The 17,727-nt window shown below is 57.0% G+C and carries 13 protein-coding genes; 3 read left to right on the forward strand and 10 right to left on the reverse strand.

Annotation, left to right across the window (positions count from 1 at the left end):
- Window positions 1–57: 57 nt before the first annotated feature.
- Complete coding sequence (pmbA, locus tag JY391_RS19585; protein WP_211934880.1) at window positions 58–1,410, reverse strand: metalloprotease PmbA; 1,353 nt, start codon at window positions 1,408–1,410, stop codon at window positions 58–60.
- Window positions 1,411–1,505: 95 nt separating this feature from the next.
- Between pmbA and yjgA the strand changes: the two genes are divergently transcribed.
- On the forward strand, window positions 1,506–2,057 hold the full coding sequence (gene yjgA, locus JY391_RS19590; RefSeq protein WP_060570913.1) for a ribosome biogenesis factor YjgA: 552 nt from the start codon (window positions 1,506–1,508) through the stop codon (window positions 2,055–2,057).
- Between the two features lie 103 nt (window positions 2,058–2,160).
- On the opposite strand, the gene mpl is transcribed toward yjgA, so the two are convergent.
- A complete protein-coding gene (gene mpl / locus JY391_RS19595) occupies window positions 2,161–3,534 on the reverse strand; it encodes a UDP-N-acetylmuramate:L-alanyl-gamma-D-glutamyl-meso-diaminopimelate ligase (RefSeq protein WP_060570914.1) in 1,374 nt (457 codons plus the stop codon).
- Window positions 3,535–3,709: 175 nt separating this feature from the next.
- On the opposite strand from mpl, the gene fbp reads away from it, so the two are divergent.
- Window positions 3,710–4,708, forward strand: coding sequence for a class 1 fructose-bisphosphatase (fbp, locus tag JY391_RS19600; RefSeq protein ID WP_042289463.1), 999 nt, complete (start codon window positions 3,710–3,712; stop codon window positions 4,706–4,708).
- A 63-nt stretch (window positions 4,709–4,771) separates the two neighbouring features.
- Here the strand turns inward: fbp and JY391_RS19605 are convergent, their stop codons facing one another.
- The 5 genes from JY391_RS19605 to ytfQ all read right to left on the reverse strand — a co-directional run bounded on the left by JY391_RS19605 (window position 4,772) and on the right by ytfQ (window position 10,524).
- Window positions 4,772–5,884 carry a methyl-accepting chemotaxis protein gene (locus JY391_RS19605; protein WP_200035696.1) on the reverse strand — a complete coding sequence of 371 codons (1,113 nt, stop codon included), beginning with the start codon at window positions 5,882–5,884 and terminating at the stop codon, window positions 4,772–4,774.
- 81 nt (window positions 5,885–5,965) lie between these two features.
- On the reverse strand, window positions 5,966–6,967 hold the full coding sequence (gene yjfF, locus JY391_RS19610) for a galactofuranose ABC transporter, permease protein YjfF (RefSeq protein WP_042289465.1): 1,002 nt from the start codon (window positions 6,965–6,967) through the stop codon (window positions 5,966–5,968).
- Window positions 6,954–7,976 (reverse strand): galactofuranose ABC transporter, ATP-binding protein YtfT, encoded by a 1,023-nt coding sequence (ytfT, locus tag JY391_RS19615; RefSeq protein ID WP_042289468.1) that lies wholly within the window; start codon window positions 7,974–7,976, stop codon window positions 6,954–6,956. Before ytfT ends, yjfF begins: the two co-directional genes overlap by 14 nt.
- Before the next feature lie 13 nt (window positions 7,977–7,989).
- On the reverse strand, window positions 7,990–9,492 hold the full coding sequence (gene ytfR, locus JY391_RS19620; protein ID WP_211934881.1) for a galactofuranose ABC transporter, ATP-binding protein YtfR: 1,503 nt from the start codon (window positions 9,490–9,492) through the stop codon (window positions 7,990–7,992).
- Between the two features lie 75 nt (window positions 9,493–9,567).
- A complete protein-coding gene (gene ytfQ, locus JY391_RS19625; protein ID WP_042289469.1) occupies window positions 9,568–10,524 on the reverse strand; it encodes a galactofuranose ABC transporter substrate-binding protein YtfQ in 957 nt (318 codons plus the stop codon).
- A gap of 308 nt (window positions 10,525–10,832) precedes the next feature.
- Here ytfQ and ppa point away from each other — a divergent pair, with 308 nt between their 5' ends.
- Complete coding sequence (gene ppa, locus JY391_RS19630; protein WP_042289473.1) at window positions 10,833–11,363, forward strand: inorganic diphosphatase; 531 nt, start codon at window positions 10,833–10,835, stop codon at window positions 11,361–11,363.
- Between the two features lie 338 nt (window positions 11,364–11,701).
- Here ppa and JY391_RS19635 read toward each other — a convergent pair whose 3' ends face one another.
- Genes JY391_RS19635 through tamA form a run of 3 tightly spaced genes read right to left on the reverse strand, consistent with a single transcriptional unit; the run spans window position 11,702 to window position 17,558 of the window.
- Window positions 11,702–12,046: a gamma-glutamylcyclotransferase family protein gene (locus tag JY391_RS19635; protein ID WP_042289476.1), complete on the reverse strand. Its 345-nt coding sequence runs from the start codon at window positions 12,044–12,046 to the stop codon at window positions 11,702–11,704.
- Window positions 12,047–12,048: 2 nt separating this feature from the next.
- The gene (tamB, locus tag JY391_RS19640) at window positions 12,049–15,828 is read right to left on the reverse strand and encodes an autotransporter assembly complex protein TamB (RefSeq protein ID WP_211934882.1); all 3,780 of its coding nucleotides are present in this window, start codon (window positions 15,826–15,828) and stop codon (window positions 12,049–12,051) included.
- On the reverse strand, window positions 15,825–17,558 hold the full coding sequence (gene tamA / locus JY391_RS19645; RefSeq protein WP_060570916.1) for an autotransporter assembly complex protein TamA: 1,734 nt from the start codon (window positions 17,556–17,558) through the stop codon (window positions 15,825–15,827). The genes tamB and tamA overlap by 4 nt, the downstream gene beginning before the upstream one ends.
- Between the last annotated feature and the right edge of the window lie 169 nt (window positions 17,559–17,727).

A 17,727-nucleotide genomic window follows, 5' to 3' on the forward strand; every position in this document is an offset into this window, starting at 1 on the left:
GGATGACGCCGCAAAGCGTCTGATCCGGCCTGTCGCGCGTTTGCCGCCTGAGGCGGATTATTGTCCGGCAATCTTCATTTCCGGCAGAAGAACCGAACCACACTGAATATTGCTGCGGGTTTCGATATCGTTACCGACAGTCACGATATTGCGCCACATCTCTTTTAAATTCCCGGCGATGGTGATTTCACTTACCGGATACAGGATTTCGCCGTTCTCCACCCAGAAGCCGGCCGCGCCGCGCGAGTAATCACCGGTGATGCCGCTTACCCCCTGGCCCATCAGTTCTGTCACCACCAACCCGGTGCCCATCTCTTTCAGCATCTGCTCAAAGCTCAGCCCTTGTCCGGCAATACGCCAGTTGTGAATGCCGCCCGCATGGCCGGTGCTTTTCAGTCCCAGCTTGCGCGCGGAATAGTTGGTCAACAGCCATTGGGTCAGAATGCCGTCTTTAACGATGTCACGGCGTTCCGTGCGCACGCCTTCGCTGTCGAACGGTGACGACGCCAACCCTTTACGCAGGTGCGGATGTTCTTCAATTGTCAGCCAGTCGGGAAGAATTTGTTTACCCAGCGAATCCAACAGGAAGGTGGATTTACGGTACACCGAGCCGCCGGCAATCGCGCCAACCAGATGGCCGAACAGTCCGGTCGCCACTTCATTAGCGAAAATCACCGGCGCTTTCATGGTCGAAAGTTTACGCGGCGCCAGGCGGGACAGCGTACGACGCGCGCACTCGGCCCCAACCCACTCCGGCGTTTGCAGGTCGCCCAACGCGCGGCCAATCGTGTAGGCGTAGTCACGCTCCATATCGCCGTTCTCTTCGGCGATCACGCAACTGGACAGCGAATGACGGGTAGAGCAATAGCCCTGCAGCATACCGTGGCTGTTCCCGAACACTTTAATGCCATAGTGGCTGTTAAAGCTGCCGCCCTCGGTGTTGGTGATGCGCTTGTCCGCCTGTAAGGACGCCTGCTCGGCGCGCGCCGCCATCTCAATAGCTTCGTCCGGGGACACGTCCGCCGGATGGAACAGATCGAGATCCGGCGCATCGAAGGCCAGCAGCTCTTTATCCGCCACGCCTGCGCACGGATCCGGCGAGGTGTAGCGCGCAATGTCCAGCGCCGCCTGTACGGTACGGGCAATCGCCTGCGGACTGAGGTCGGTGGATGACGCGCTGCCTTTACGGTTCTGGTGATAAACGGTAATCCCCAACGCGCCATCGCTGTTGAATTCAACATTCTCCACTTCACCGTAACGTGTGCTCACGCTAATGCCGGTGGTTTTGCTGACGGCGACTTCCGCGCCGTCGGATTTGCCTGACGCTAACGACAGCGCTGTCGAGACCGCTTCTTCCAGAATCTTACGCTGCGCTTCAACTTGTGAGATTACTTTCATCGCAAATGCCATACTGTAGAGAGAGTTTCTCTGAAGTCTAACAGAGAACCGTTTTTCAGTGCGCATCTTAACTGGTAACATTAGCCTCTTTTTTTAAGGAGCCTGAGATGACAAAGCAGCCCGAAGACTGGCTCGACGACGTTCCCGGTGATGACATCGAAGACGAAGACGATGAAATTATCTGGGTCAGCAAAAGTGAAATTAAACGCGATGCCGAGGAGTTAAAACGCCTGGGCGCAGAAATTGTGGATCTGGGGAAAAACGCGCTGGATAAGATCCCGCTGGATGCGGATCTGCGGGCCGCCATTGAGCTGGCTCAGCGTATCAAGATGGAAGGCCGTCGCCGCCAGTTGCAGTTGATTGGTAAAATGCTGCGAAGCCGTGACGTGGAGCCAATTCGTCAGGCGCTGGACAAGCTGAAAAACCGCCACAACCAGCAGGTGGTGCTGTTCCACAAGCTCGAAAACCTGCGCGATCGTTTGATCGTCGAAGGGGATGACGCGGTCGCGGAAGTCCTGAACCTGTGGCCCAATGCCGACCGTCAGCAATTACGATCGCTGATCCGCAACGCGAAGAAAGAGAAAGAAGGAAATAAACCGCCGAAATCCGCGCGCCAAATCTTCCAGTATCTGCGCGAACTGGCGGAAAACGACGCGTAATAGCGTATGGCAATCTGCCGGATAGCGGCGCGTGCGCCTTGTCCGGCTACCGAGATTGCGCATTGTCCAGGCCCGGTAGGCGCCAGCGCCACCGGGTACTGTTTTACTCTGCGGCTGCCGCTTTCTTCGCCAGCCCATCCAGCAACTTCTGGTGGATACCGCCAAACCCGCCGTTGCTCATCACCAGAATGTGATCGCCCGGCTGCGCGGTTTTCACGACCATCTCCGCCAGCGCGTCAACGTCTCCGCTCCAGTGCGCAGGCTGTACGCAGGCCTCCGCCACTTCAGCCACCTGCCACGGAATATGCGGCGGCTGTAGCAGATACACCTCATCGGCGCGGCCTAATGACGGCGCCAGATCGTCCTTACACAGTCCCATTTTCATGGTATTGGAACGCGGTTCCAGCACGGCGATAATGCGCGCGGTGCCGCCCACTTTGCCGCGCAGCGCGGCAAGGGTCGCCAGGATCGCGGTCGGGTGATGGGCAAAATCATCATAGACGGTCACGCCGTTCGCTTCGCCACGCAGTTCCAGACGACGGCGGGCGTTAATAAACGACCCCAGCGCCGTTGCGGCATCCGCAGGCTGAACGCCGACATGACGCGCAGCGGCAATCGCCATCAGGCCGTTGTGCATGTTGTGCTCGCCCACCAGCGACCACTTCACTTCGCCCACTTTTTCACCATCCAGCCACACTTCCCACTCAGAGGCATCGACGTTCAGCTTCTTCGCCTGCCAGTGGCCCTGCTCGCCCACCAGTTCCTGCTCGCTCCAGCAGCCCATCGCCAGCGTCTGCTTGAGGTTAATATCGTGTTCCGGCCAGATAATCCGTCCCTGGCCCGGTACGATGCGCACCAGGTGGTGGAACTGTTTCTGGATCGCTTTCAGATCGTCAAAAATATCCGCGTGATCGAACTCCAGGTTATTGAGGATTAACGTGCGCGGGCAGTAATGAACAAACTTGGAGCGCTTGTCGAAAAAGGCGCAGTCGTATTCATCGGCTTCAATCACGAAGAAATCGCTTTCGCCCAGACGCGCTGAGACCTCGAAGTTGCCCGGAACGCCGCCGATCACAAAGCCAGGCTTGTAGCCACAGGCTTCCAGGATCCAGGTCGCCATGCCAGCAGTGGTGGTTTTACCGTGGGTGCCTGCCACGGCCAGCACCCAGCGGTCACGCAGGACAAAATCATGCAGCCACTGCGGGCCGGACATGTACGGGATGTTTTTTTCCAGCACCGCTTCAACGCACGGATTCCCACGCGTCATGGCGTTGCCAATGATCACCAGATCAGGCTGTGGGTCGAGCTGACTGGCGTCATAACCCTGAATCAGATCAATACCTTGATTTTCAAGTAACGTGCTCATCGGCGGATACACATTGGCGTCCGAACCTGTTACTTCATGACCGAGTGAGCGCGCCAGCATCGCCAGGCCGCCCATGAAGGTGCCACAAATTCCCAAAATATGAATGCGCATACGTCACTATCCTTTTTTAATCTGCGGGCCATTTTACGCATATGTCAGGCAAGTGAGAAACGCATTTCAGGATAATCCGTACTTTGCTGGCGCGATTCACCTGAGCGCAGCCCCTGAAATATTTGTTAAGATTGTTACGGTCGCTTTACTCCATATCAATTGCAGGGAAAGTGTTATGAAAACGTTAGGTGAATTTATTGTCGAAAAGCAGCACGAGTTCTCTCATGCTACCGGTGAGCTCACTGCTTTGCTGTCGGCAATAAAGCTGGGCGCCAAGATCATCCACCGCGATATCAACAAGGCCGGTCTGGTCGATATCCTGGGTGCCAGCGGTGCTGAGAACGTGCAGGGCGAGGTTCAGCAGAAACTCGATCTGTTCGCGAACGAGAAACTGAAAGCTGCACTCAAGGCGCGCGATATCGTCGCGGGCATCGCCTCTGAAGAAGAAGACGAAATCGTCGTTTTTGAAGGCTGTGAACACGCGAAGTATGTCGTACTGATGGACCCTCTGGATGGCTCGTCCAACATCGATGTTAACGTCTCTGTCGGAACCATTTTCTCTATTTATCGTCGCGTGACCCCGGTTGGTACGCCGGTGACGGAAGAAGACTTCCTGCAGCCAGGCAACAAGCAGGTTGCCGCGGGCTACGTGGTGTACGGTTCTTCCACCATGCTGGTGTACACCACCGGCTGCGGCGTACATGCCTTTACTTACGATCCGTCGCTGGGCGTGTTCTGTCTGAGCCAGGAACGCATGCGCTTCCCGCAGAAAGGCAAAACCTACTCCATCAACGAAGGCAATTACATCAAGTTTCCGAATGGTGTTAAGAAGTACATCAAATTCTGTCAGGAAGAAGATAAGCCGACCAATCGTCCTTACACTTCGCGCTACATTGGCTCACTGGTGGCGGACTTCCACCGCAACCTGCTGAAAGGCGGGATCTACCTCTACCCAAGCACCGCCAGCCATCCGGAAGGGAAGTTGCGCCTGCTGTATGAGTGCAACCCGATGGCGTTCCTCGCCGAGCAGGCGGGCGGTAAAGCCAGCGACGGGAAAGAGCGTATTCTGGATATCATTCCGGAAAGCCTGCACCAGCGTCGTTCGTTCTTCGTCGGTAACGATCATATGGTTGACGACGTTGAGCGCTTTATTCGTGAGTACCCGGACGCATAAAGATGACAGACGGCATGCGCAGGCCGGATAAGGCGAAACCGCTATCCGACCTGCGTTTTGCCGTTACGCCGTCTGCAGTTTAAAGGTCGCCATCGCGTCGATTAAGGCATGAGACTGCGCTTCCAGCGAGCGGGTGGCCGCAGAGGACTGCTGCACCAACGCCGCGTTTTGCTGCGCGGTTTCATCCATCTGGCTAACCGCGATATTAACCTGCTCAATGCCGCGGCTCTGCTCCTGTGACGCGCTGGCGATTTCCCGCATTAGCGACGTCATGCGCATCACTTCGCTGGCGATCTCATCCATCGTTTCGCCCGCCTGCATGGCCAGATCGCTGCCTTCGTTCACCTGCGCCTGAGAATCGCCGATAAGCATACGGATCTCTTTCGCCGCCTCGGCGCTGCGGCTCGCCAGGTTACGCACCTCGCCTGCCACCACGGCAAAACCGCGCCCCTGCTCCCCGGCCCGCGCCGCTTCAACGGAGGCGTTCAACGCCAGGATATTGGTCTGGAAAGCAATGCCGTCGATCACGCCAAGAATATCGGCGATCCGGTGTGAACTGCCGGAAATATCGCGCATTTTCTCAATGACATAACAGACCATTTCGCTACCGCGGTCGGCGGTGTCAGAAACAGACTTTGCCAGCCGGTGCGCCTGGTCGGCGTTTTCCGCATTCTGCTTCACCGTCGCGGTAAGCTCTTCCATGCTGGCGGCAGTTTGCTCCAGCGATGTCGCCGTCGATTCAGTACGCGAAGCGAGATGCAGATTGCCGGCGGTCAGCTCACGACTGCCGGTGTCAATTTGCGCGCTGGCGTCACGGACGCGCCTGACGGATTCACTCAGCGCCACGCGCATCCCGGCAAGCGCCGACTGTAGACGATTGAACTCGGCGCTGGCATAACGACTTTCAACAGACGATAAATCCCCCGTTGCCAGACGCTCCAGTTGCTCAACCGCATTATCAAGCGGCTTCAGGAGTTGGTTACGCAGCAGCAACCAGACCACCATCAGCAGCGCAATGGCAGTCAGCGTCGCGCCGGTCATGATCCCATAGTAGAACCAGGAAGTGATGATGCGGGTGGAGGCGTACATCCCCATACTGCCCGTCAGCAGCAACAGCAGGGTAATCAGCGACAATAAAACCAGCAGGGAAAGTCGTAGGGAGAGGGATTTTGGCATCGTTATTTTCCGGTTGAAGTCTGTACAGAAACTATCGACAACAACCGGAAAAAGTTTAGGTGATTACGCGATGCCTGCGTTTCACTTTGGTAAGACCGAGGGGGATATTCTGCGTACCGGCGCGTTTTGCCGGTTCTCCCACAGCACCGTCAGGCCGCGCTGTAACGCGATGAAGATAAATAACAGGATCCCGATGGCGATTTTCGTCCACCACGAACTGAGCGTGCCGTCGAAATTAATATAGGTCTGAATCAGCCCCTGAATAGCCACGCCGAACAGCGTACCGAGCACTGTGCCGACGCCGCCGCTCAGCAGCGTGCCGCCAATGACCACCGAAGCGATCGCGTCCAGTTCCACGCCAACGCCCGCCAGCGCGTAACCGGCCTGGGTATAGACAGAAAAAACGATTCCGGCGAGCGTCGCCAACCCGGTGGACAGCATATAAATGCGAATAGTGGTGCTGCGCGTTGAAATGCCCATCAGGTTTGCCGAGGTCGCGTTGCCGCCAATGGCGTACACCTGATTCCCAAACCGCGTGCGGTGAGCCAGAAAAATGCCTGTCACCACCACCGCCAACATCAGCAGACCCATTGCGCTCAAACGCCCGCCGCCGGGGATCTTCCACGCCAGGCTGGAAAGGGTATCGTAAACAGGATGGTCAATCGGAATCGACTCTTCAGACACCAGATAGCTGACTCCGCGCAGAAAGAACATCCCGGCAAGGGTGATGATAAACGCCGGGATCTTCAGCGCGTCAATCAGTAATCCCATAAACGCGCCGAAGGCGCAGCCCATCGCCAGCACCAGTGGAAACGCCAGCAACGGCGACACGCCCCAATAACCAATGGCTTTCGCCAGAAATACGCCAGTGAAGGCGATCACCGAACCGACAGAAAGATCGATACCGCCGGAGAGGATCACAAAGGTCATCCCTACGGCGATGATGCCGAGAAAGGCGTTGTCAGTGAGAATATTGCAGATCACCCGCGTGGAGGCGAAGCCGGGAAACTGGGTCAGGCAGTACAAATAGCCCAGCACAAAAACCCCGAGGGTGATCATCAGCGGTAGGTTACGTTTTATCACGACCACGCACTCCTTTTAGCAAACTGATAAAGCGCTGCGACTGGACAATCAGCACGCACAGCACCACGACGGCTTTGACGACCTGATTCATTTCCGGCGGGAATCCGGACAGTAAAATGCCGGTGTTCATGCCCTGAATGATCAGCGCCCCCACCACCGACAAAAACAGGTTGAAGCGTCCGCCCATCAACGAGCCGCCGCCGATAACCACCGCCAGAATGGCGTCCAGCTCCAGCCATAGCCCGGCGTTGTTGGCGTCGGCGCCGCGTATATCCGCCGCAACGATGATCCCGGCAATCGCCGCGCACAGCCCGCTGAGCACATAGGTGAGCATGACGATGATCCGTGTATTCACGCCGGCGTTTTTGGCCGCGCGAATGTTAATGCCTACCGCTTCAATAAACATACCGAGTGCGGTTTTACGGGTCAGCAACCAGAACAGCAGCAGAGTGATCAACGCCACGATCACCGGCGTCGGAAACAGCAGCAGGGATCCGCTGCCAAACCAGGAGAGCGCAGGCGAGCTAAAGGTGACGATCTGTCCGGAGGTGATCAACTGCGCGACGCCGCGCCCGGCCACCATCAGGATCAGGGTGGCGACAAACGGCTGGATTTTCAGGATCGCCACCAGGACACCGTTCCATAATCCGGCTAGGATCCCCGAGCCAAGCGCGGCGAGCAACACCACCGGCAGGCTGTGTCCGGCGACGGTCATGGCCGCGGTGGTGGCCCCCGCAATGGCCATCACCGCGCCGACAGAGAGATCGATGCCGCCGGTAGCGATCACCAGCGTCATACCGATCGCCAGCAGCGCCACAGGCGCGGCGCGATTGAGAATATCGACAGGGCTACCGAACAGACGGCCATCCTGCAGGACAATCTGGTAAAAATGCGGCGCAACCAGACTGTCCACCAGCAGCACCAGCAGGAGCGCTATCAGCTGCGGCGTCCCGGTCGGCCAGCGAAAGCGTCGCTTTGGCGAGGTGCTTTGCGGGAGAGATTGAGGCATCACAAAAGTCTCCTTACGCCGCGATGGCGTTCATGATCGCCGGAACAGAGAGTTCAGCCAGGGGGATCTCCGCCACCTGTTTTCGGTCGCGCATAATGATGATCCGATCCGCATAACCGACCAGTTCCTCCAGCTCCGAAGAAATCACCAGCAGCGCCAGACCGTCGGCGCAAAGGGTTTCGATCAGCCGGATGATCTCGGCATGCGCGCCGACGTCAATCCCGCGGGTGGGTTCGTCGAGGATCAGGAACTGCGGTTTGGTCAGCAACCAGCGCGACAGCAGCACCTTCTGCTGATTGCCGCCGGAAAGAAACTCAATCGGCTGTTCCGCGCTGGGCGTACGTATACCAAGCTGGCGAATAAAACGCGCCGCAATGTCGTTTTGCTCCTTGCGCGGGATCGGCCTCAGCCAGCCGCGCTGAGCCTGGAGCGCCAGAATGATATTTTCCCGTACCGATGCGGCGGCAATGATACCGTCGGTTTTCCGATCCTCCGGACAAAACCCGATCCCCAGGCAGGATGCCTGATGCGGCGATCGCAGAGCGTGCGGTTTGCCTTTGATCTGCGCGCTGCCGCTGTCTGCCGGCTTGATGCCAAAGATCACTTCCGCGGTTTCCGTCCGCCCGGAGCCTAACAGCCCCGCCAGACCGACGATCTCACCGGGGCGCACTTCCAGATCGAACGGGGCGATCGTCCCTTTCCTGCCATACCCTTTGAACGCAGCGATCGGTTTGTCGCTCAGCAAGGTGCGCCCCGCGCGCTGGAGCGCGTTGGTTTCCAGCTCGCGTCCCAGCATCATTTTCACCAGTTCGATCTGCGGCAGCTCGCGTGTTTCACGACAGCCAACAACGCTACCATTACGTAAGACGGTGATCCTGTCGCTCACGTCGTAGACCTGATCGAGGAAATGGGTCACGAAGATCAGGCTGACGCCGTTGTCGCGCAAGCGGCGCATCAGACCAAACAACATCTCCACTTCCTGGGTGTCAAGGCTGGCGGTCGGCTCGTCGAGGATCAGCACTTTTGCAGAGAGATCGATAGCCCGGCAAATGGCGACGATCTGCTGCATTGCCACTGAAAAGCGGTTTAGCGGCTCGCGCACGTCGAGCGAGAAGCCGTAAGACGCCATTAGCGCCGAGGCGCGTGTTTCCATTTCCTTGCGCCGCAACAGGCCAAAACGCCGGGGCTCACGGCCAATAAACAGATTATCCGCCACCGACATGTTTGGCAGCAGGTTAACTTCCTGATACACCGTACCAATGCCCAATTGCTGTGCATGGGCGGTATTCCGGGGTGAGATCGCACGGCCTTCCAGAAATATCGAACCGCGATCGGCGTGATATACCCCGGTCAGCGCTTTAATCAGCGTCGATTTCCCCGCGCCGTTTTCTCCCAGCAGCGCCATGATTTCGCCGCGCCGTAGCGTGAAGTCGACGTTATCCAGCGCTTTGACGCCCGGGAAGAATTTACTCAAGCCCTCGGTACGGAGGATCGCCTGGTGTTGAGCAGTGGTCATGGTTCCTCCGGTACATTCTGAACCCGCTTTACCGTAGGCCGGGTCAGCGTCGCGCCACCCGGCCTTGTCAAACAATCAGTAGCCCATATTTTTCTTCTTCTCTAACTCTTCTTTCGCGGTGTCCGGCAGATAAAGCGTCGATTTGGTGATGGTCACTTTTTCCGGCATCGTGCCGTCTTTCTTGAACTTCTCGAGCGCGTCGAAAGCCGGACCCGCCATGTTTGGCGTCAGTTCAACGCTGGCGTTGGCATCACCGTCAATCATCGCCTTGAAGATGTCGGGCACGCCGTCGATGGAACCGGTGAGAATGTCTTTCCCTGGCTTCAGTCCCGCCTCTTTTATCGCCTGAATGGCGCCAATCGCCATATCATCGTTGTGGGCGTAAACCATGCAGATGTTCTTGCCGTTGTTTTCCGCTTTGATAAAGCTTTCCATCACCTCTTTGCCTTTACTGCGGGTAAAGTCGCCAGACTGGGAACGGATAATTTTGATGTTTGGCGCATTGGCGATGGCTTCTGCAAAGCCTTTCTTACGGTCGATAGCCACGCTGGCGCCGACTGTTCCCTGCAACTCAACCACGTTACACGGCTTACCGTTCACCTCTTTGATCAGCCAGTCGCCTATCAGTTTGCCTTCAAGGACGTTGTCGGCGGTCACCGTCGTCATATAGAGAGATTTGTCTTTGACATCGATGGAGCGGTCGAGCAGAAAGACCGGAATTTCCGCATCCTTCGCTTCCTTCAGCACCGGTTCCCACCCTGTCGCAACCACCGGCGCAATGAAGATAGCGTCAACCCCTTGCGCCACGAACGAGCGCACTGCTTTAATCTGGTTTTCCTGCTTCTGCTGGCCGTCGGCGATCTTCAGCGTAATCCCCCGCTTTTCGGCCTCGCTTTTCGCCACGTTGGTCTCGGCGGCGCGCCAGCCGGACTCTGAGCCGACCTGCGAAAATCCTACGGTTAAGGGGGCGGCCATCGCCATAGACGACATGGCTGCCGAAACTGCTGTGACTAAAAGTAAGCGCTTCCACATAACTGTGTCCTCGTAGGGTGAGTTTTTGTTGGTTAAGAAACAGTCGCGAAAAAACTATAGACAATCGAATATGTAACGAATTGCGTTACATCACACTTCAAAAAAGTAAATATAACGTTAATCACAAGTTTGTAATCGCTTTCATTTACCTATGAAAAAAGCGGCTGAAGATATGGATTTTCCTGTCATGCGAGCGCGCTAAAAAGGCCATGCGAGAGGGAGGTAAAAACAAAATCAGGCGAAGACATTCGGCGCGAGATAGCTATAATACTTGCCACTTGTTTACGACACAGTTAAAGGAAACAGACATGAGCTTACTCAACGTACCTGCGGGTAAAGAGCTGCCGGAAGATATCTATGTAGTGATTGAGATCCCGGCTAACGCAGATCCGATCAAATACGAAGTCGACAAAGAGAGCGGCGCGCTGTTCGTTGACCGCTTCATGTCCACCGCGATGTTCTATCCGTGCAACTACGGCTACATCAACCACACCCTGTCTCTGGACGGTGACCCGGTTGACGTACTGGTCCCAACGCCGTACCCGCTGCAGCCGGGCTCTGTGATCCGCTGCCGTCCGGTTGGCGTGCTGAAAATGACCGACGAATCCGGTGAAGATGCGAAACTGGTTGCAGTGCCGCACACCAAGCTGAGCAAAGAGTACGATCACATTAAAGACGTGAACGACCTGCCGGAACTGCTGAAAGCGCAGATCACTCACTTCTTCGAGCACTACAAAGACCTCGAAAAAGGCAAATGGGTGAAAGTTGACGGCTGGGACAATGCCGAAGCCGCTAAAGCGGAAATCGTTGCTTCCTTCGAGCGCGCCGCGAAGAAATAAGTTCGTTACGCGATAAAAACCCTGAACGTCGGGCATCGGCGGATCAGGGTTTTTTTATGCCTGATGAAGCGCCTTAACCGGCCTAACTTCCCCTCTTTCACGATAGCCTGCGTCTTAATAACGCAACGTCGACCACCTCATCCCCAGCCATGCCTGTGCGACGGAGCTGTTTGGCGCAGAGAGCCCGCGTCCGTAAATGGTTGTTAGTATCCTCCCTGGATTTCTCCCTCTTCACAGTGAAGCGGAACGGAGAAAAAAGAAATGGCGTGATGGGATGACAAATAATGATGCGTAGCGCCTCGCAAAAAACAACGCCACCCGAAGGTGGCGTGCTCAATTCAGTACTGGTCTCTGTCTAACCAGTTACCGCTTTCGATCAGCGTTAATCCCGTCACCGGACGTTGGTACACATACATCCATGCACTTCCGTACGGCGTCTGGATCAACTGGCGTGCGTATTCGCCGCCCCGGGTGCGCAGGGCATCCAGTTCGGCCAGCGTGGCGTTATCAATACGATAAACTTCACCCTGTACTGTTCCGTTCCCGGGAACTGCGCCTGGATAGTGGCCCAGGCTGTACAACTGGTAGTTATCAATACTGTATTCGCCCAGCAACTGGGCGTTGGTCATCCAGTGGCTGTTGCCTTGTTTGGTTCGTAAACTGCCGTAGACAAATATTCGCATTGCTAAAACTCAAACTGATAGAGCAAATCCAGTGCCTGATCTACGCCAGACACGGCTTCCAGATATAGCTTAGGCATCAGGCGATAACGTAGCGTGAGCGTGGCTAAAGAGTCAAATATGCCCACACCGTATTTCACCTGTAGACCAGGCAATACATATCCGCTGACCACCACCTGGGATGAGTCCCCTACCCCCTGGGTGTCCAGCGCCAAATTGCTTACGCCAAATGTCTCCCCGATTTTACCCACAACCTGACCACTTTGTGCAACCCCCAGGCCAATGAGCATGGAGGTCATCGCTGCGCTGTCGCTTTGATCGCTGTCCAGTCCCTGTCCGCGCAGCAGATAAGAGAGCGCCATTTGCTGTGACATGGCCGGATCAGAGAAGATCTCCGCCTTCGGTTCGTCCGCCGATCCGGTGACGCGAACGCCAGCGATCACATCATCTTCGGTCGCTTCCGGGTTACGAATCGCTTCGATATTGAGTAAAGGCTGATCCGGCGGGCCAGAGAAGAGCAGTTCGCCCTTACGCACTATCAGATCCTGCCCGTAGGCGTGGAAGCGGCCTTCCGGAATATTAATCTGTCCGTTAAGCCCCAGTCCCTGTTTATCCTGCGCCACTTTCAAATCGCCCGTCAGACGGGCTTTCAGGCCAAACGCGTCCATCCGCACGTTGTTGCCGACGTGGACGATCAGGTTGCTGTTGATCGGGATCCCGGCGGTCTGCGGTTCTTCAGGCTGTAACTGATCGTTGAGCATGACTTCGTCGCTGGAGACGCCCACTGCGCTTTCCGGCAGCTCATGCACCACAATGCGCGCCCACGGCACGTCGACACGACCGTCGAGGGTGAATAAGCTCGGCGTCGCTTCAAACACCACGTCCGGCGAGACGTCCAGCCGTACCATTGGCGGTACGGTAATGCGCACCCGGCTGCCTTTCGCCGCAACCCGCGCGCGCCAGTTGTCGATCTGGCTCCAGTCTGCGTCACCGCTGAGGTTTATCTGCCCCTGCTGAGTACGTACTTCCCCGGTCAGGGTCGAGCGCGTACCGTTAAAATTCATCGCCAGCTGACTTGGCTGCATGTCAAACGGCATAAAGTTGCCGTAGATATCCAGACCGCTTAGCTGGAGCTGACCAAACATCTGCGGCCCCTGGACATCGCCGCCGAGACGCAGGTTCGCGTTCAGCATCCCCGCCGCTTTTTCACCGCGGGCAAAGATCGGGTTCACCATCGCCAGATTGAGGTTGCGGATGTTCACATTGCCGCCGAGATTACGTCGCCCCTGCGGATCGGTCACCTGCACCTGACCGTCAAGCTGTCCGTTATTGGTCAGGCGAATCAGCCAGCCCAGTTCCGCGCGATTGTTATGCAGATCGGCGCTGACGTTCAGCGTGTCAAACGCCAGCGGCAGCGGCCCGTCGTTAACCGTCTGCGTCACCTTCACGTTACGTCCGGAAAGCGTCACGTTGCCCTGCGGCAGCCCCTCTTTGGTGGTGTCCCACGCCACGTCAGCCTTCCCGGTAAAAACGCCGCTGGCCTGAGTGGTCTCTGGCATAAACGGCTTCAGCATCGCCAGATCGAAGCGGTTGAGATTCACCACCGCCCGGCCTTCCGCCCCGGCGTCAATGGTTTGCGGCACACACAGTTCAGCGTTCGGGTTCGTCCAGCAATGTGGCCCAATGCTGATTTTCTGCTCCTGGTTGCGGTAATCCAGTGCGATGGCGCGGGTCAGCGACCACGGCCCCACCGGCGTCTGGAAGCGGGTATTGCTGAGGGTACCTTTCCAGCGCATCTCTTTTCGGTCAAAGCTACCGGCCAGATCGAGCTGTCCGGAAACCGGCTCGCCCTGAACCCGCAGCTGCAACTGGTGCTGCTTCTCGCTGCCTTTCGCGTTCAGCGTGACAAGATTGATATTCACATCCGGCTGCGAGATTCGTTCAACCCTGACATCAAGCTGTCCGGCAATCTGGTCGGTGGATTTGATATCCCCTTCTACCCGCACCTGGGCCACGGAGAGTTCCTGCCAGCGCAGGCCGCGGGCGGTGATATCCGCCAGCAGTTGCGGCGCATCGACCGTGCCGCGCACCTTTAACAGGCCTTTCGCCGTACCGCCTAATCCCGGCAGTGCGTTATCCAGCCCCGGCGCGTCAATGGTGGCGTCCAGATTCAGCTCTTTGACGCCCAGCTCGCCTTTCACATCCGCGCTGTTCGCCCCCAGTTCCAGATGCAGTCCCGGAATGATCCACTGCATGTAACTGTTGCCCTTCAGCGAGCCGTTAACGTTAACCTTGTTCTGCTTAACGTTGCCTGTCAGCTTCAGCTCCGGCACCTCCATCTGCCACGTGCCGCCATACAGGCTGCCGCGGGTTTTGACCAGACCATTGAGCCTCGAGGGCCAGTCCGGCACCTCTTTGGCGGTGTTAATGCCGTCCAGCGTCAGTTCACCGCGCCAGCTGATCGCCTGCTGCCAGTCCACCAGCGCTTTCAGCTCGGTTTTCCCTTCCAGCGCGGCGACGGTCAGCTTGTCGAGGTTAATCTGCTGTTCGTTGCCTTTCGCATCCAGGGTGATGGTCGCCGGGGGAATATCCTGACCTTTCACCGCCGTGCGCATCGACAGCGTGTAGTCGGTCATTTTGCCGGTGAGTTTGAGCCGGATATCATCGGCCTGGAACTGCTTATCGCCGGTAAACGGCCAGTAAACCTGCTTACTGACCACGTCCAGATTGAGCGGCAGCCCGGCCTCCGCCAGCCGCGTCTGCGCCCGCAGATCCACGTCCACCGGACCGGAGAGATTCACGCCGACTTCCAGCTGTTCGCGCAGCGCGCCGCCCACCTTTAGCGTGATCTTCTCGCCCTTCAGCGGCTCCACGTTCAGCGTGCTGTTGAGGGTCATATCCACTGGCCAGTTATGGCTTAACTGTGCCGTACCGGTCGCATTTATCGTCCCCTGACTGGAATCGATATCCAGCGCGTCCAGCTTCATATTGCCGTCAATGCTACTGACCTTCAGCAACAGGCTAAAGACCGTCAGATCGGTATCGCCCGTAAGACGCAACTGCTCGCCTTTAAACGCTTCGATATTAAGATTCAGCGGCAGGTGAACGTCGGTCATTTCCGGCAGCACCGGCCTGGAGAACAGATCCTTGAGCGTTTCGCCGAGCGGTTTTTCGTCCGGCTGCGGATTCTGGATCTTCGGTTCCACGACTTCTTCTTGCGCCACGTCCGCCACTTTCGGCAGCGCGATCAACAGCCCCTGTAATGAGGTGGGCTTCAGGGTCAGATTTTTTTCCTGCCAGTTCAGGCCTGAGGTGAAATCCATTACCGAAACGGTGGTGTCGTCAATTTTAATATTGACGTTTTCCAGCGCGACGCGAGAAAGAGTGATGGGATAGGGCGTGGAGAGATTCAGCGGGCCGCTGTCTTCCTCTTCCTCTACCTGTTCCGCGGGCGGCATCTTTTTGCTGTCAATGACGACGTTGATGTCCTTGAGCGACAGATCGTTGACGCACAGACTGCTGTTCCACAGGCAGTCCAGCCCCACGGCCAGATGCACTTCGCCGGCATTCACCGCCACGCCCGGCTGGTCGTAACGGATATTTTTCAATGACAGGTCACGCCAGCCGCCGGCCACCTGGCCGATTTCCAGCCCCGGCACCCAGCGGTTCGCCGCGTTGAACACCAGATGCAGACCGGTGGTGGTGCCCACCAGAAACCCGACGGTTGCCAGCAGCAGCAGGATAAAAATCAGTACGCCGAGGCTTATCTTCTTCCATAAACTCATAATTCAGGCCCCAGACCGATGTAAAACTGTAAACCATGCTCGTCTTTGTCGCCGATCGGCGCGGCGATATCGAGCTTGATCGGCCCGACCGGCGACTGCCAGCGCACGCCAACCCCGGCGCCGGTTTTGAAGTCGCTTCTGCGGATATCGCTGACCGCTTCGCCGCTGTCGACAAACATCGCGCCCCACCATTTTCCGCTGACGTTATACTGATATTCCAGCGAGCCGGTTGCCAGCTTTGACGCCCCTTTCAGGTCGCCATTGCTGTCTTTCGGCGAGATTGATTTATATTTGTAGCCGCGAATACTGCGGTCGCCCCCGGCGAAGAAGCGGAGATCCGGCGGCACTTTGTCAAAGTCGCCGGTCTCAATCCAGCCGAGATTGCCGCGCATCACGAAACGGTGGCGATCGTACAAGGTGCGGATCCAGACGTTTTGCGCCTGGATCACCGAGAAATCGACATCTGATCCCCAGGCGGTGTTGGAGTAGTCAATCGAATAGCGCTGCGAGTCGCCCCACGTCGGCATCAGGCCGCCGCGCGAGCGGGTACGGCTTATCATCACCCCCGGATACAGCAGCATGGTGGTATTGGTCACTTCGCCCTGGGTAAAGTGGTCGAGACTCCAGCGCAGGTTTATCGCCCGCTGCCAGCCGCTGGAAAGATCCCAGTAGCGCGAAAGCGCAAGCGTGGTGGAATCCTGTTCGGTATCGTTGAGATCGGTACGCTTAAAGCCGCCCTGCACCAGGTAATACTGCTCCAGCGGATTCTTTAAGAGCGGGATTTTGTAGCTGAAATCCAGCACCTGTTCGGGGGCGGAGATGCTGGCGCTGGTGGTCAGGCTGTGCCCGTACGAGTTCATCCACGGTTTTTTCCACGTCGCCTTTACCCGCGGGCCGACGTCAGTGGAATAGCCCACCCCGGTTTCGATGGTGTTTTCGGTGCGCGGCGAAACCACGCCCTTTAGCGGCAGCACTTTGGTCTGGCGCGCTTTGTCGAATTCCGGCGCGACGACCACCGAGTTGAACCATCCGGTCGCCGAGAGACGACGGTTTAACTCGCCGAGATCTTTTGATTCATACTGGTCCCCTTCTTTAAACGGCACCAGATTTTGCAGATACTCATCGCGGATCTGCGAACCTTCGAAAGTGACATGACCAAAACGGTAGCGCTCGCCGCTGTTGTAGTCGATATCCCAGAAAGCCTGATGGCGGTCGAGCGCGACGCCCAACTGGCTCTTATTAAATTCGCTGTCGAAATACCCTTTACGTAGCGCCACGCTGGTGAGGGACTTTTTAAAACTGTCGTAATCCCCGTGATTCAGCACCGTCCCGACTGCAGGACGCGTTTTCAGCAGATCCAGATAATCTCTGTCGGTACGCGCGCCGCCGCGTAAAATGACTTCGGTCCCGCCAATGCGCACCGGTTCACCCGGCGTGACCCTGGCGATCAGCACCTGACGCCCCTTTGCCGGCGGCGGACGCAGGTCAAAGTCGATCGTCGGCTCGTAGTAACCGAGCGCCTTTAGCCCCTCACGGATAGCATCATCCACGCGCGCGCGAAAACGCCGGTCCGGCGTCACTTCGTCGCTTTGAATTGTGGAGAGCTGCGCACGGACATTTTTCTCCAGTTCTCCTGATAGCCCCTCGACCTGTAATCGGACGTTCGCGGCCCAGGCGGAACTGCTTAAGCACAGCAGGCTCACCCAGCATAACTGACGGATATGTGGCACTTTTTCTCCTGAATATCCCTTATTTCCACCCCTGGAAAACAACCATAATGCCGATCCACGGCTTAACAAAAACCCAACAACTGGGATTGAAAAACAGACGACAACCCAAATATTTCTTATGTTTAAGATAGACGTATTCGTAATGGATATTGTGTGCAAATACGCGTCT

The organism is Citrobacter sedlakii (genome assembly GCF_018128425.1).
GTDB classification, from domain to species: Bacteria; Pseudomonadota; Gammaproteobacteria; order Enterobacterales; family Enterobacteriaceae; genus Citrobacter_A; species Citrobacter_A sedlakii.